The sequence below is a fragment of the Mucilaginibacter sp. SG564 genome, from assembly GCF_013149275.1.
Taxonomy (GTDB): Bacteria; Bacteroidota; Bacteroidia; order Sphingobacteriales; family Sphingobacteriaceae; genus Mucilaginibacter.
Window position 1 is genome coordinate 245,171 of record NZ_JABGNA010000008.1, and the last position, 16,999, is coordinate 262,169.

8 protein-coding genes are annotated in these 16,999 nt (G+C 40.2%); 6 read left to right on the forward strand and 2 right to left on the reverse strand.

All coding sequences use genetic code 11. The annotated features are described in order from the left end of the window. The first annotated feature begins 217 nt into the window (after positions 1-217). From FHW89_RS19665 to FHW89_RS19685, 5 genes are all read left to right on the forward strand, one after another. Entirely contained in the window at positions 218-3,484 is a 3,267-nt protein-coding gene (locus FHW89_RS19665) for a SusC/RagA family TonB-linked outer membrane protein (RefSeq protein WP_172336751.1), read from the forward strand. A gap of 18 nt (positions 3,485-3,502) precedes the next feature. Beyond that, positions 3,503-4,987, forward strand: a complete 1,485-nt coding sequence (locus FHW89_RS19670; RefSeq protein WP_172336752.1) for a SusD/RagB family nutrient-binding outer membrane lipoprotein — start codon at positions 3,503-3,505, stop codon at positions 4,985-4,987. Positions 4,988-5,797: 810 nt separating this feature from the next. Beyond that, positions 5,798-8,869 carry a TonB-dependent receptor gene (locus tag FHW89_RS19675; RefSeq protein ID WP_172336753.1) on the forward strand — a complete coding sequence of 1,024 codons (3,072 nt, stop codon included), beginning with the start codon at positions 5,798-5,800 and terminating at the stop codon, positions 8,867-8,869. Positions 8,870-8,895: 26 nt separating this feature from the next. Further along, positions 8,896-10,314 (forward strand): RagB/SusD family nutrient uptake outer membrane protein, encoded by a 1,419-nt coding sequence (locus FHW89_RS19680; RefSeq protein WP_172336754.1) that lies wholly within the window; start codon positions 8,896-8,898, stop codon positions 10,312-10,314. A 349-nt stretch (positions 10,315-10,663) separates the two neighbouring features. Further along, positions 10,664-10,822 carry a hypothetical protein gene (locus FHW89_RS19685; protein ID WP_172336755.1) on the forward strand — a complete coding sequence of 53 codons (159 nt, stop codon included), beginning with the start codon at positions 10,664-10,666 and terminating at the stop codon, positions 10,820-10,822. A gap of 43 nt (positions 10,823-10,865) precedes the next feature. Here the strand turns inward: FHW89_RS19685 and FHW89_RS19690 are convergent, their stop codons facing one another. Further along, entirely contained in the window at positions 10,866-13,013 is a 2,148-nt protein-coding gene (locus tag FHW89_RS19690) for an FUSC family membrane protein (protein ID WP_172336756.1), read from the reverse strand. 294 nt (positions 13,014-13,307) lie between these two features. On the opposite strand from FHW89_RS19690, the gene FHW89_RS19695 reads away from it, so the two are divergent. Continuing rightward, on the forward strand, positions 13,308-15,881 hold the full coding sequence (locus FHW89_RS19695) for a phosphoenolpyruvate carboxylase (RefSeq protein ID WP_172336757.1): 2,574 nt from the start codon (positions 13,308-13,310) through the stop codon (positions 15,879-15,881). Between the two features lie 373 nt (positions 15,882-16,254). Here FHW89_RS19695 and FHW89_RS19700 read toward each other — a convergent pair whose 3' ends face one another. Continuing rightward, the gene (locus FHW89_RS19700) at positions 16,255-16,914 is read right to left on the reverse strand and encodes a YdeI/OmpD-associated family protein (RefSeq protein ID WP_172336758.1); all 660 of its coding nucleotides are present in this window, start codon (positions 16,912-16,914) and stop codon (positions 16,255-16,257) included. Positions 16,915-16,999: the final 85 nt, after the last annotated feature.

Consider the following 16,999-nt stretch of genomic DNA (forward strand, 5'->3'; position numbering starts at 1 on the left):
TTGTATTACTGGTATGAGCTGTGAACCAGACTTATATAATATTAATTAACTATTAAACACACTTCTATGATAATAGCGCCTACTTAAATATTTTCTATTTTTTTATTTACCGGAAATTCTCAAAATATCAGCATCCGGCCCCCTGGTACTATTGACTGTTCCCCTTTCTCAATCAGTACCTATTAAGATCTTAGTAATACTAATAAATTCAAAAAGCATGAAACACAAATTACTCAAACTTTTCATGGTTTGCTTTTTTTGCACGGCTTCTATGGCCTTTGCACAAAATAAAACGATTTCCGGTACGGTTACTTCAAAAGAAGACGGTTTGCCTATACCTGGAGCGTCGGTAAAAATAAAAGGAACCAGCACTGGTGGCCAAACCAATTTAAATGGTAAATATACTATAAGCGCTCCGGAAGGATCAACGCTTATCTTTAGCTTTATAGGTTACGCATCACAATCATTTGTAGTAGGAAACAAAACAACAATTGATGTAGTTTTAATATCAGATTCTAAAGCATTAAGTGAGGTGGTGGTAACCGCTAACGCTATTACAAGAGAGAAAAGATCATTAGGTTACTCTGCACCAACAGTTAAGGCTGATGAGTTAACGCAAGGCGGAAGCCCAAGCGCCATTAACTCTTTGTCTGGTAAGGTGGCAGGTGTAAATATTACCTCAACATCAGCAACTCCGGGAAGTTCTTCACGTGTGGTTTTACGCGGCGGATCATCTATTTCTGGTAATAACCAGGCTTTGCTTGTTGTTGATGGTTTACCTATCGATAACTCCAGTGTTATTGGTGGCGGGGTTATTGGTAGCGGAGACGCTCGTTCAGCTGTTGACTTTGGCAACAGGGGTAATGATATTAACCCAGATGATATTGCTTCTATTACCGTATTGAAGGGTCCTGCGGCGGCAGCTCTTTATGGTTCGCGCGCATCTAATGGTGCCTTGATCATCACTACTAAATCTGGAAATAAGAATGCCGAAAAAACGTCTATAACTTTCAATTCAAAAAATACTTTATCTTCTATCCTTAAATTACCTGATTTTCAAAATCAATATGGTCAGGGATATTATACTGAAGCAGGTACCAATGACGCGAATACAACTTATTTTAATGACCCAAGAGAGAATGGTAGCTGGGGCGCTCCTTTTACAGGAAAAGTTCAGCCATGGGGGCAGGAAATTGATGGTGTTCAGCAAACAAAAGCCTACTCGAATCTTCCAAATAATATCCGCGATTTTTTCAGCACGGGCTATGCTGCTGATAACAACTTGACTTTTTCTGGCGGTTCAGAGAAATCAACGTTTTATTTAGGATTGAATGCCCTAAACAGTAATGGTATTCTTCCGGGCAATAGCGACACCTATAATAAATACGGGGTGAGATTTAACGGTCATACAGATTTTAGCAATAAATTCTCTGCCGGTATATCTTTTAACTATAATAAAATTAATGCTAATGAAGTAGCGGGTGGTCAGAATAACTCTTCTGTTTACAATAACCTTTTACAAACACCAAGAGATATACCTGTTACATCATTAAAGGATTTAAATAATAAATACAATAGCTTTGGCAGTTATGTTGATGCTAATGGCGTAACACACCCTAATACCTATGGGTATTATGGCGCTTATACCGTTAATCCTTATTGGATACTGCAAAACTATAAAAACCTGGATGACGTAAGCCGTATTACCGGTAACGTAAATTTGGGTTATAAGCCTTTAAGCTGGCTTAACATTCAGGAGCGGTTTGGTATAGACTCATATTCTGACAGGCGTAGGTTTATTGCACCAAAATATGCTAATGCTCCGGCTGATACACAAAGCGACAATTATGATCCAACCGGTAACTTACAATCAAGCAATGGTAGCTATGAGATCGATCAGCTTAATGTAACGGAGTTTGTTCATGATTTAATGGTAACCGCTACCCATAAATTTAATAATGATTTTAGTGGATCATTTATGTTGGGTAACAATATTCGTCAGCGTGAAGAAAATACTTCAGCAGTTTCAACAAATACATCTGGCGGTTTGGTTGTGCCAAACTTGTACAATCTGACTAACAGTAACGGACCGCTTACTGTACTTACTGATAATATCAATAAAAGAAGATTAGTAGGTTTATATGCAGATTTAAACCTTTCATATAAATCACTCATCTTTTTAGAAGCAACCGCCAGGAATGACTGGTCATCTACTTTGCCAACACAAAATAATTCGTTCTTTTATCCAAGTGTAGCCGGTTCATTTGTTTTCTCAGAACTATTAAAAGGCTCTTCCATAGCCAATGTTTTAAGCTACGGTAAATTAAGATCAAGCTGGGCTCAGGTTGGTAATGATACCAGCCCTTACCAATTGTTAAACTATTTTTCAAGAACCATCGTTAATGGTAGTTTTGGTAATACCACTTTCCCTTTCCCTAACGTAGGTGGGCTATCAGCCAATAATACAATTGGAAACGCTAATCTTAAACCCGAAAAAACCTCTTCTTTTGAAATAGGTACTGAACTTGGATTTCTGGACGGTAGAATATCAGCCGACTTTAGCTATTATAAAAATAATTCTAAGAATCAGATCCTGGCTATTCCTATTCCTAATTCAACCGGATATGGTTTTTCAGTTGTAAATGCAGGTGAAATTCAAAACAAAGGTATTGAAGTAAGCTTAAAAGGAACAGTGGTTAAAACCGATGATATCACCTGGGATCTTTACGGAACATATACCAAAAACAATAATAAAGTAGTTTCGCTGATGCCAGGAATTGATCAGGTTGTACTTGGTGGTTTTGGCGGCATGAGTATTGTTGCAGCTGTTGGCAAACCTTATGGTGAGTTTTACGCGGTTACCAACCAAACAGACCCTCAAGGCAGAACCGTTGTAAGCGCAACAAGAGGTCTTCCGCTGGCTACAGCAAAAGCACAATACTTGGGTAGCTATAATCCAAATTATCAGGCATCATGGGGTACCAACTTCCGCTACAAGCAATTATCTTTAAACGTATTGTTTGATACCAAGCAGGGTGGTAAATTATATTCCAGAACAAAAGATATTACAGGATTTAACGGAACATCGGCAGAAACTGGCGGTGTAAGGATGGGTGCCATATTCCCTAATTCTTCTTATTTGCAAAACGGTGCATATGTGCCGAATACAAGCGTAACATATAACAAACAGGATCTGTATACAAGCGGTACAAACCCAGGTGTTAGCGTTATTGATGCGTCATATGTTAAATTACGCTCAGCCGGTCTTTATTATACATTTAATAAGAGCCAGTTAAGAGGAACTCCTTTCGGCGCTCTTTCTGTAGGTTTATATGGTAACAATTTGTTCCTGTGGACTGCAAAAGAGAATAAATTTGTTGACCCCGAGGTTAACTCAGGAGGTGCAGGAAATGCGCAAGGGTTTGACTATTCTGCTCAACCGTCTGTACGCAATTACGGTTTTGACGTAAAAGTTTCATTTTAAAAAATAACTCTATTAATAATGAGAACAAAAAATATATTTAACACTAAGAAATGGTTATACCTGTTTCTTATTGGCGCGGCTGGATTTACGGGGTGCAAAAAATTTCTGGATGTAAATCAGAATCCTAATAACCCATCAAGTGCAGATCCTACGTTGTTATTACCTACAGTTGAAGCTGCATTGGGACAAGCAATGGGTAACAGTTTGCAAATAACTGGCAGTTTTTATGCCCAATACTGGACTCAAAGTACTTTTTCCAGCCAGTACAAAACAACAGATCAATATGCATTAAGGAATTCCGATTTTGATGTTCCCTGGAGAATCCTTTATCAAAGTTCATTGATAAATGCTCAGTTGATTATTGATAATAAAACTGCTGGCTCCGATGTTAAGGGGATCGCTTATTTGTTAAAAGCATATACGTTTCAGGTTGCTACGGATGCTTTTGGCGATATTCCGCTTACCCAGGCTTTAAAAGGCGTTACCTACGGAAGTCCTAAGTACGAACCTCAACAAGCAGTTTATGACAGTGTTTTTAGTTATATTGACAAAGGTGTTGCACTATTAAAAATACCAAATACACTTACGCCGATTGGCACCCAGGATATGATTTTTCAGGGTGATGTAGACAAATGGACAGCATTTGGCAATACATTAAAATTAAAGGCTTATTTACGTATATCAGGTAAAGATGCAGCCAAAGCTTCAGCTGGCATTGCGGCGTTGTACCAGGCAAAAGCAGCCTTTTTAACTACAGATGCGCAAATGACTTATAACAGTATAGGTGGTAATGAAAATCCGCTTTATAACGAAATGGCATCCCCGATACTTGGAAAAACCCAAAACCTGGTAGCCAGCGCCACGGCTGTTAATGCCATGGCAGCTAATAATGACCCAAGGTTGTTTCAATTTTATGACCCGCTTGCCGGAACAGGACATGTCATAACCGCTATTCCACAGGGAGGTTATCTGTCTAATCCTAATAAGAAAGTGTCGCTTCCTACAGCATTAGTGGCCGGAAATCCGCAGTTACCAGCGTCAGCATTAGCACCTGTTAAGTTCTTTTCATTATCAGAAAGCTATTTTTTACAGGCAGAAGCAGTAGCCCGGGGCTGGGCTTCTGGATATGTTGGAGATGTAAGCACGTTGTTTATAAATGGAGTTAACGCCAGTTTTGTAGCAACAGGGCTTACCATGGGCAATGCTACCACCTATCTTAATAGCGGTGTTCGGGATGTGCAGTTAACCGGAGTTCAGGATACTATAGTTAAACGGATCATTACCCAAAAGTATTATGCCATGAATGGTACACAAGGTTTTGAAGCCTGGACTGAATACCGCAGAACAGGTTATCCGAATTTTCTGACTATTTCTAAAGTTTCTATTTTAGCTGCGGGTCAAAGACCTGTAAGGTTCTTATATCCAAATACAGAGTTAGTTTCTAACCTTAACTATCCCGGTACAGTTCCATCAACCACAGCGGTTTGGTGGGCTACCAAATAATTATATACTATTAAATAAAATCCCGGGGCGCTTTTATAGTTCCCGGGATTTTATTTTAACTTATTAATTGTTAATATTTCTATTTTTTTTATATTTATTTTTTATAGAAAAATAGATTATCGGATGCGTATTTTGCTCCGGTTATAATTTTTTAATCGACCTCTAATAATTAAAGGTCTTAATACAAAAACCTTATCGATTATTTAAACTTTATCATTAATTCAAACTTCTGCAAAATTCATACTTATGAAAACAAAGCAAACCCTACAGTATATATAACCAGATGCTGTTTGTTAACCTTAATTAGATTTTAATTGGAGATTATAATGTTATAAAAAAACTAATCCTTATTTAAACCTTATTATCTGCTCAAATTTCTGCAAAACTCATACTTATGAAAATAAAGCAAACTCCACAGTATACATAATTGAATGCTGTTTGTTAACCCTAATTAGATTCTAATTAAAGGTTACGTTATAAAGACTGATTCTAACCCTTATTCAAACCTTATCATTTGCTCAATTTCTACAAATCAAACTTACATTTATGAAAACAAGACAAATCCCACCGGATACATGACCGGACTTTATTTGTTAACCTTAATTAAATATTAATTGAAGGTCATGTTATGAAAAAAACAATCCTTATTCAAAACCTGTCATTCATTCAAGTTCCTGTAAATCAAATATATACTTATCAAAGTACGGCGAACCTCACCGGAGGACATGACTTGTGCCGGTTTATCAGCTTTTTGTTGAAGTTGAAACGTAGGGAAATTTTAAAAAGTATAATCTAATAATTTAAAAAAGTATGAAACACAAATTACTTAAAATGTTTATGGTTTGTTTTTTCTGCACAGCCTCAATGGCATTTGCACAAAATAGAACTGTAACAGGCACAGTCACATCTAAAGATGATGGTTTGCCAATTCCTGGAGCAACTGTGAAAATAAAGGGTTCCACAACTGGTGGTCAAACTAATCTAAATGGTAAATATACAATAAGTGCTCCTACCGGATCAACGCTTGTATTTAGTTTTATAGGCTATGCAGCACAAGAGGTTTCTATCGGAAGCAGGACCAATATTGATGTGGCTTTGAGCGCTGATTCAAAGGCCTTAGCAGAAGTTGTTATTACAGGCTATCTTTCTCAGGAAAAAGGAAAATCGGCCATTTCATCTTCAGTAGTAAAGTCGAAAGATATTAATGATGTTCCTTTAACCAATATCAATGATGTTTTACAAGGTAAAGCCGCGGGTGTTACCGTTATGAGCACCTCCGGACAGCCTGGTGCATCATCTGATGTTAGGATTAGGGGCGTTGGATCTATTTCCGCTTCTTCCTCTCCTCTTTATGTAATTGACGGGATCATTGTAGAAAGAGGGCAATTTGCCTTTGATGCAGCAGGAGTTGCATCAACAAACAGTAATGATATTTTGTCGAACATGAATCCCAACGATATCGAAAGCGTAACAGTATTGAAAGATGCCTCCGCGCTCGCCTTGTATGGTTCAAGAGGGGCCAACGGTGTGATTGTTATTTCAACCAAAAGAGGTAAAGCCGGCGAATCGGTGATTGATTTCAGCACACAGGTGGGTACGGTAAGACCAAGTTTTGGAAAATTTGGCTTAATGAATGGAACACAAACTTATAACTACGAACGTGCCGTTTTAGGTCTTAATGGAACGAGTCAAACCGATATAAATGAAGAGTATCCTGCATCAATGTTAAATAAAACATTTAATTGGAAAGATGCTGCGTTTAAACATGGCAGTACACAAACGTATGATTTGGCAATTCGTGGTGGAAATGAGAAAACAACACATTCTTTATCATTAGGGTATTTTAACCAGGACGGAACTGTTCCGAATTCAAATTTTGAAAGATTTACTTCAAATTTGAATATTGACAGCAAAGCCAGAAATTGGTTAAAAGTGGGTTTATCATTGAATACTTCTTACTCTAACCAAAAAGATGCGGATGCCGGTAACCTTTATTCAAGCCCTATCTTAAGTACTTTTGTAAATAGCCCACTTCACGTTTATCCATACAAAGCTGATGGTTCGCTGTATACTGGGCAAGAGGCTGACTATGGCGGTTTTTCAGGTGATAACTTTTTATACTCTAACCAGCTGAACTACACAAAAGTAAGGCAGTTAAGAGTACTAGGTAAAGGTTATGCAGACATAAAAATTACTCCATGGTTAAACGCAAAACAAACCATAGGGATAGATCTGATCCAGGCAGGTGTTAAAACTTATTTTGATCCAACAACAGGTAATGGTATCGGAGCAACACCAGCTACCAGTGGTGAGTTGATCCAAAGTCAAAACAATGTCTATACATTTACTTCTCAATCTTCGTTGTACGGACAGTTTAGCTTAAATGATAAACGTCATCAGTTTGATTATTTAGTATTAACAGAATATCAAAGATATAATTCGGCCTATTTTAGCGCTGACGGAAAAGGAAGTGCAAATGCCAAGCTACAAGAATTGGGTACCTTTGGTACACCAAATGGCGTAGGTGGCGGACAGGATGAATATGCTTTCTTATCGTATTTAGGTCAGATCAATTATACATTTGATAATAGATACACCATAACCTCTTCTATCAGAAGAGACGGGTCATCTAGATTTGGTGCTAATAACAAGTATGCTAATTTTTACTCTGTTGGCGCATCATGGAAAATTATTGAAGAAAGCTTTATGAAAAATCAGGATGTATTTTCTGATTTACGCTTACGTTCAAGCTACGGAACATCCGGTGTTGCTACATTTCCGGTTGACCCTGTTACTAATTTGCCAAACAACTACCTGGCGCAGCAATTATACAGCTATTCTGGTATAACCTATAACGGTGTAGCGGGTAGCGCTCCAAGTACCCCTGGTAATGCAGATTTGACTTGGGAAAAAAACAAACAATTTGACGTGGGGCTGGAGACTGCTTTTTTCGGTAATAGGTTCAGGGCATCTCTTGATTATTATAACAGAAAATCGAGCTCAGTATTGTTAAGTGTGCCAGTATCCAGAACAAGTGGTTTTAACACCACGTTTAGAAACGTTGGAGCTGTTGAAAATAAAGGTTATGAAGCTACTTTAAGCAGTGATAACTTTAAATCAAAGAATGGCTTTAACTGGTCTACTGACTTTACCTTCTCATATAATAAAAACGTAGTTACCGGCCTGTTTAATAATCAGGATATCGCAGGAGGAACTTTGGGCCGTACCAGCGTGGGGCAGCCGCTTAACTCATGGTTCTTACCGGTATGGGCAGGTGTTGATCCTAAAAATGGCGACCCGCTGTGGTACCTTGCTGACGGAAAAACAACAACCAATAGCTATACTATTGCAAGTAGAACAGAAAATAGAAAATTCGTAGGTTCATCTCTTCCAAAATTTAACTTTGGATTGACCAATACCTTCAGATATCAGGGATTTGACTTCAATTTCTTTGTATATGCGGTTACCGGTGCCAAGGTATATGACCAGTCATTATCTTATGTTGATTCGGATGGTTTGCGTTGGCAATGGGCTTACTATAAGGACGCTGATAAAAATTATTGGACAACCCCTGGTCAAACTGCCGAAAGGCCTAAGCCATCTCCAAATGGTAACAAGAATTCATCCAGCGCGTCAACTCGTTATCTGGAAAGCGGAAATTACCTGCGGTTGAGAACAGTGTCATTAGGATACACATTGCCAACAGATTTTGCGCATAAATTACATTTAGCATCATTCAGGGTTTTTGTTACCGGGGTTAACCTGTTAACCATTACAGGCTACAAGGGTGTTGATCCGGAAAATGCACTGAATGGTAATGATGTGTTCAAATACCCTACAAGCAAAAGTCTTACAGCGGGTGTAAAGGTATCTATATTATAAACTTTGATAATTAGAATTAATATATTATGAAAAAGATTTTAAAATTTAGTGTGATGACGTTGGTGGTGATTCTTGGTGCTTGTACAAAGCAGTTGAGTTTAGACCCTAAAAGTTCATTAAACACTGATAGCTCCCTAAGTACGCTGGAAGGAGTAAACTCGGCCGTAGTTGGGATGTATTCCAGCTTGAGAAGCGTAAACTATTATTCAAGGTCATTGTATGTATATGGAGATCTAAGTGCAGATGACGTATATCTTTCTATAGCAAACAGTAACCGGTATCTGAGTACTTTTCAAAAAACCTATGCCTCAAATGATGCCGATGCACTTGCTATTTGGACAGCTATCTATGTAACTATATCACGAGCTAATAATATTATAAACGCCGTAGATAAAGTTGCGGGAGACCAGACAGCAAAGGACGTGATAAAAGGACAGGCCTTGTTTATAAGGGCACTTGCCTATTTTGATCTTGTACGTTTATATGCCAAACCTTATAACCAAGGAAATGGTGCTCAGTTGGGCGTTCCTGTTGTTTTAGTTTCTGACGTAAGCCTTTATCCTGCCAGAAATACGGTTAGCCAGGTTTATGACAGGGTTATTAATGACCTTACCACAGCAAAAGGCCTTTTATCTACTACTACAGCTGCAACAAAACTTACTGTAAGTAAATTTGCTGCATCGGCATTGTTATCGAGAGTATATTTATACAAAGGCGATAATGCAAACGCAATATCCGAAGCGAATACGGTTATTGCTAATACAGCATTTGTAGTAACTTCGGCGGCTGATTTGCCAAGCTTTTACAGCACACCAGGAACCGCTGAAGAAATTTTTACTGTCAAAATTAATGCAACCGAAAGTTTAGGATCAGATAACCTGGGTCAGATTTATTTAAAACCAGGTTATGGAGATATCAGGGTATCACCAGATTTGATCGCTGCATTTGACAAAACGCATGATGTAAGGTATACTTCATTTATAGCTCCTTTTACCGGTAGCCCAACTGAATTTCAAAATGCGAAATTTACAAGCCAGGATGGCATCCAAGGGATGTACAGTACCAAAGTATTGCGCCTGTCGGAAGTTATCTTAAACAGGGCCGAGGCCGAAAATAAAAGTGGTCAGGATGCTCAGGCATTGATCGATTTAAATACGATCAAAACTAAGCGCGGATTAACTGCGCTTAGCGGCATTACTGGTACGCAACTATTAACCGAGATCTTATCAGAAAGAAGAAGAGAATTTATGTTTGAAGGACAACGTTTCTTTGATCTGATGAGAAATGGCATTACCATGTCGCGCACTTTTTGTAACAATCCGTTAGCAGTTAGTTCTCCGCAATGTAGCTTAGCTCCTACAGATCCCAAAACTATTCTGCCTATTCCACAGGCTGAGTTGGATGCGAATCCTGCTATAAAGCCACAACAAAATCCAGGTTATTAATTATTAGTATATCTAAAACAACAAAGGGCACTCACTTAAGGTGGCCTTTGTTGTTTTAGATAAAATATTACTTATAAACATAACTACTTATCGGTGATTTTCACATATTCTTATTTTGATTTACACATTATGTTTGTAGAAGCCAAGTAGTTTTCGTTAAGATATTTGGTCAGTTAATAGTTAATTAAAAAAGTCAGTAACGCGAGGTCACTGACTTTTTTTTATATGTGGCTATGCGATGCGTTATAGTATATTACATGGCTATGGATGCGCTAAAATCACTTTTTTTAAGTGAAGTTGTAACGTTTTGGTGTTTTCAACCGTCATATAGATAACCAAAGTGATAAACATGAAAACTTTAATCTTATTGGCGATCACCGGTGGGCTGTTTTTTAGTGAACCCGGTTTGAGTACTAAGCATGCTAAAAATAACAAAGTGTATACAAAGAAATATGTTAAACACTGCGTTAAAAAATGTAATAATTCTGCAAAGAAAGCTAATGGTTAGTTTAAGACGGGTAAGTCCCCACAGCCGATAATTAGCTTCATTTTTATTGGAGGATGTTATCAGTTATTTTAGCTATATCGTAACTGATCTTATTAATAAATCCTAATTGTTCTCTCAATAAAGTGTCTTCTGCTGATAATTCAACTTTTTCTGTATCACTTGCGGTGGCTGTTTTTCCTATATTAAATTCAATAGCTTGCCCCTGAAGTTTTTTGTTGCTCTCATTTAATACCGATATACTTTTTTTAACCAGTTTAAGTGCTTCGGTGTGCGGCAACTGCGACTCCTTTTTAACCAATCCTGAAGCTATATTGGCTATGTACGATGATAAAATATGGTTCAATACCACAAATTTATGTACCTCCTTTACTTTACGTTGCTTGCTTTTAGGTTCGGAGGTCATCCGTTCAAAAGCCGCCGATAAGTTGGCCGATTTTACATATACATCTTTGCGCGCCAGTTTATATATGGTGGTCCCGGTTATTTTGCCTGATAAGCTTTCGGCAATGGTGATCAGGTAATTGATATTGGCTACTACTACATCGCGCAGGGTTTCCTGTATTTGGTCAAACTCCCAGGTAGGGAATATCAGGTAACTGGCTATAAAGGCTATAGACGAGCCGATAAAGGTATCCAGAATACGTTCCTGTGCTACGTTCAATAAACCTACGCCTAAAAACTTAAACAGGATAAGCACAAATGGGGTCATGAAAATTACCGATACCACATAATTCAATCTCGAAAAGCTATAGGTGCCTATCATAAACACAATAAGAAAGATAAATTGCGCGGTGTTATCGGGTATAAAAGTTAAAATGAGTATACCAATAATCCCACCGCAGATAGTACCTATAAGCCGCTGGTAATTACGTTGTTTAGATAGGCTAAAACCGGGTTTCAGGATCACGATGATGGTAAGCAGCACCCAGTAGCTATGATGCCCCTGGGCTACTGTTTTGGCCGTAATAAAACCTGCCAAACAAACCAATGATACCCTCAGGGCATGTTTAAACGCGCCCGAATCTAACGTGAAGTTATCAAAGAAGATATGCGGCGCATAATCCTGGTGAGTAACAAATTGGGAGTATTCTACATCACCACGTAACTCGGTTGATTTGGGGGCGGTTTTGGAATGGTAATAGTTATATATATTATTAATGCTGTCGCCCAGATCGCGCAGGTTGATCAGGATCTTTTTGAGTACCAGGTTACTGGTTTCCTGGTTGTTTTTACCAATATCATCTATCTTTAGTTTCAGCTTTTCCAACTCCAGATTGAAATCGGTAACATGGCGGTTCCGGGCATTTGATAGTACCATATAGGCTATCTCGTCAACTTCATCGGCCATGTGTTGCAGTATGCGGGCAATCTCATTCAGGATGCCGGTGTCTTTGAAGCGCTCGCGGATCTCGCTGTAATCATAGTGAGTCGCCATGATCTGTTCAAACATATCCACCAGGTCGACGAAGGTAAGTACCAGTATCCGGCTGGCTCCGGTTGATTCCTTAACCAATACCCTGCTTTTAAACAGCAGTTCGCGTACGGCATCCTGGTGCTGACTTACCTGTATTTGTTGCGACACCAGTTTCCGGTAATTATCGTCGATATCTTTCTCAGGTAGATAAAAATCGGCTTTGATCCTTAAAAATTTGGCGATATCGGCCACATTCTCACCCAATGCCTGTTGTGCCGCGCGATAGGGCCTGATTCCAAAAAATATCAAACTGAAAGCCATGTACCATAAACCGCCCACCAGGATAGTGGCGCTGTACCACAATACATTGCCCGGTGGTTGAGCCTTATCCATCATAAATATCATGATGAGCAGCGAACATGTACCTACAGATGCGGCCCGGTTACCATAAACCGTAAACATCGAAAACAGAAACGAGAAAAGAGTGATCTCGAGCCCAAGAGTATATAAGTTAAGCCGGGCAAAACCCGTAATGGCTGCTACCAGAAAAAGACATAAATTACCAATAGCCATGGAGTTGCGCTTGTGTGTTACCGGGCCGGGATTATCAATTACACAGATACAAAGTGCTCCCAGGCTAAATGTCAGCCCCAAATCAAATAGGTTAAACTCCAGCAATATCAGCGAGGGTAGTAATATACCTGCTGTGATCCGTAAACCGTCAGAAAAATACTGGCTGTAAAAAAAGCTTTTTATTTCCCTGGTATTAATATTCATCAAAGTAATGTTTGTTTTTGGCAGCGGCCGGGCAATATAGCAGCAAGTTATAAAAATCTTTGCTTATGGTTAAACGGCATAAATCCTTTAATGGCATTTTGATTTTAAATCAGGCTACAAATTTACAATAATTTAATTTTTTTGACTTGTTTTAGTAAATTTGATATCAATTTCATAATACTGTTATTAATTTCGCTACTTTTAGCTGAAATTTAATTTTAGATAATTAAATTCACCCCCGGTTTTGCGCAATAGCCTGTACCAATCAATTTTTACCCAATTATATTTTGAGCTATGTCATTAACTTTAAAACTCAGTCAGCGGGAAACAGCTTTTAACAACGAGGTTGTTACCAGGTTTGAGTTGTATAACAGTTTATTTCAAACATTACCGTTTTACCAGGTAAAGGATACTGGTATTTTGCTGCCATTTTTTAGTTCACATTGCGAAAAGGGCGCCGGTAAGCAGGCATCACCAACAGATATCATTGAGTCGTTCTTTAAAAAGTATGTACCCGATATCGACCACCGCGAGCAGATCAACCGCATGTTCCGCTTTATCCAGTATATCGAGCGCCAGGTGGTTTTGTTTGATGCTATTGAAGATTCATCCTTTAATAAATTGGGTAAGTTTGATGATTCGGGCAACCTGCAAAGTTTGTTGGCTCAAGCCACCAACAGCGAAGAAACCCGTGCGCAGATCAGCGAAAAACTCAAAGATTTTTCGTTACGATTGGTACTCACCGCTCATCCTACCCAATTTTACCCTGGCACGGTACTGGGCATTATGACCGACCTGATTGAAGCCGTAAAAAACAACGATATCAACAATATCGATGTGTTGCTGCAGCAGTTGGGCAAAACGCCTTTCTTTAATAAAACATCACCAACACCGGTTGACGAGGCCATCAGCCTGTCGTGGTTTTTGGAAAATATATTTTATCATGCGGTATCGGGCATACAATCCAAGCTCGAAGAGGAGTTTGATATTGATGCCGCCAGCAGTCGTGTGTTGGAGCTTGGCTTTTGGCCGGGCGGCGATAGAGACGGTAACCCTAATGTAAATACGCAAACCACCAAAGAGGTGGCCAGCTTTTTACGTCAGCGCCTGTTCCGTTGTTACTATCGTGATTTCAGGGTACTTAAACGCCGCATCACCTTCCGCGGGGTTGAAAAGGCCATGGCTAAACTGGAAAAGATCCTGTACAAAAATGCCAACGAACATCCCGATTCTAAAAATCTGCAAGGCGAATTGTTGAGCCTGCTGCAATCTATCAAGCAAACCATCATTACCGATCACGACAGCTTGTTTGTGGATATTGTAGAAAACCTGATCCAGAAGGTACGCCTGTTTGGCTGTTATTTTGCCACGCTGGATATCCGTCAGGACAGCCGCGTTTTGCGTAGCGTATTTGATTATAGTTTAAAAAACATCAAAACAGGCATTGTTAAAGGTTACGCCGACCTGGGCGAAGAGGAGAAATTAAAACAGATTAGCTTTAACGAAGCCGATTTTCACTGCCCTTCTGATGCGGATGCCATGACGCAGGATACGCTGAACACCATTCGCCTGATGCAGGAGATCCAGCAGACTAATGGCGAAAAGGCCTGTCAGCGTTTTATCATCAGCAACTGCCAGCAGGCATCTGATATTTTACAGCTCATCGACCTGTTTTTATGGAGCGGATGGGAAAAAGACAGCCTGAGTGTCGACTTTATGCCATTGTTCGAAACCGTGAACGACCTGTCGCGCGCGGCCGAGATCATGGAGCAGCTATATACACATCCATATTACGCCGAACATCTGAAAAAGCGCGGTAACAGGCAAACCATTATGCTTGGTTTTTCTGACAGTACCAAGGATGGTGGCTACCTGATGGCCAACTGGTCGATATATAAAGCCAAAGTTGAACTGACCGCTATGGCTCGTAAATATGATATCAGCCTGGCGTTTTTTGATGGCAGGGGAGGCCCACCGGCTCGTGGTGGTGGCAAAACGCACCGTTTTTATGCTTCGATGGGTAACGAGATAGCTAACGATCATATCCAATTGACCATACAGGGACAAACTGTAAGCTCGCAATATGGCTCGGTAGAAACCGCCCGTTTCAACATGGAGCAGTTGATCAACGCGGGTATCATATCAGCCCTGCACCCTAATCATAACGATCTGTTGGATAATAGGCATAAAGCCCTGATATCAGATATGGCCAACGAAAGCTATGAGCTGTTTATGGCGTTGCGTGCGCATCCATTATTTGTAGAGTACCTGGAAAAATTCAGTCCGCTTAAATTGTTGTCGCGTATCAATATCAGTAGCCGTCCAACCAAACGTAACGCCGGTGCACCATTGAAACTGGAAGACCTGCGCGCCATCAGCTTTGTAACTTCCTGGAGCCAATTGAAACAGAGCATCCCCGGTTTTTACGGTGTTGGTACCGCTTTGAAAAAGATGAAAGACAACGGTAACTGGCTCGAAATAAAAGAATTGTACAGAACCTCAGGTTTCTTTAAAACCATGCTGGATAATTGTGCCATGTCCATGTCGAAATCTGATTTCAGGGTAACGGCATACCTGGAGAAAGATAAAAAATTCGGCGCTTTCTGGAAAATGCTGAAGAACGAGTTTGAACTGACCCGCGAAATGCTGCTCGACCTTACCGGCAGCACCGTATTGATGGAAGAATACCCGGTTGAGCGCCGTTCTATCGCCATCCGCGAGAAGATCGTGTTACCACTCGTGATCATCCAACATTATGCCTTACAGAAGCTGAATAGCAGTGAGGACAGTGAACTGATTGAGGTATATGATAAACTCGTGATCCGTACCGTATATGGCATCGTGAATGCGGGCAGGAACCTGGCGTAAGGAAGCTCCTCTAAATCTCCCCTGAAGGGGGGACTTTAAAAAAAGTCATTGTGGTTTTCGCAATGACTTTTTTTATTTACGGGTGTCATGCTGAGCTCGTCGACGCATGGTGGGCGGGGCCTCTACGCGCGATCCTTCGACGGCGCTCAGGATGACAGGCCGTCAAAGGCCAGGGCCTCGTGCGATTCCTTCCCTCGGGAAGGGGAGGAAGGGGTTTCAATGCTGGCTAAACCCCTCCCTGCCTTTACGCGCCATCCATCGCACCCCTCTCGTGGGGAGGGAACTGAAAAATAACTCCACTGTCGTCGCTCGGCTCCAGCCGAGTGACCACCATTACCCGGCCTCCAGCCGAGAACATGATTAGAGAAATCATTTACTTATCCGAGGGGTTCTTCTTTTTAGCCAACAGCATCTCTACCATTTTAACCAAACGGTCCTGTCGGGTTTTTTCTTGTTTGGCGCTGAGTATCCATAGTACGTATTCCTTTTTATGACTATAAGCCAGTTGCTGAAACCAGCTCAGTACGCCCGGGTGTTGTTCAAGCGTTTCCCTGATATAATCGGGCAGGGTTACCGTTTTTTTATCTACATCAATATAGGCGCTGTATTCGTTATTCCGTACCGCGTCATTACGGCCTGCAGAAACTTTTACCTGATCAACCGGCCGAAAACGGAGGGCCGTCCATACCTCATTAACTGCGGCAGAAGCTACGGGGCGGATACCATATTGCGCCGGAGCATCCCAACTGCTCATCATCTCCAGGTCACTGGTAATACCCGAATTTTTCTTGGGATAGATAATCCAGAATAAGGTATCACCTTTCAGTAAAGGAACGATCACTTTCAATTCATCCGCCAATTCCACACTGTTGGTAACAAACAACTGTATGCCATTAAAGCTTCCCGTGGTGTGGTGTACAATATCCACATCATCGGGCAGAGGCTCCAGGCTTTCCAGGTAGTTGGCCGGTGCGTTATGCAATAACCAGCGGGTATTGGGTTTTATCTGCAGCTTTTTGGCAAGGGCGTTCATTTTTTATTGGTTGATAGTTCGTAGATCATGGGTCCGCTAATTTAATAACAATTTATGCTAAAATACATAACGCATAAACGACGTT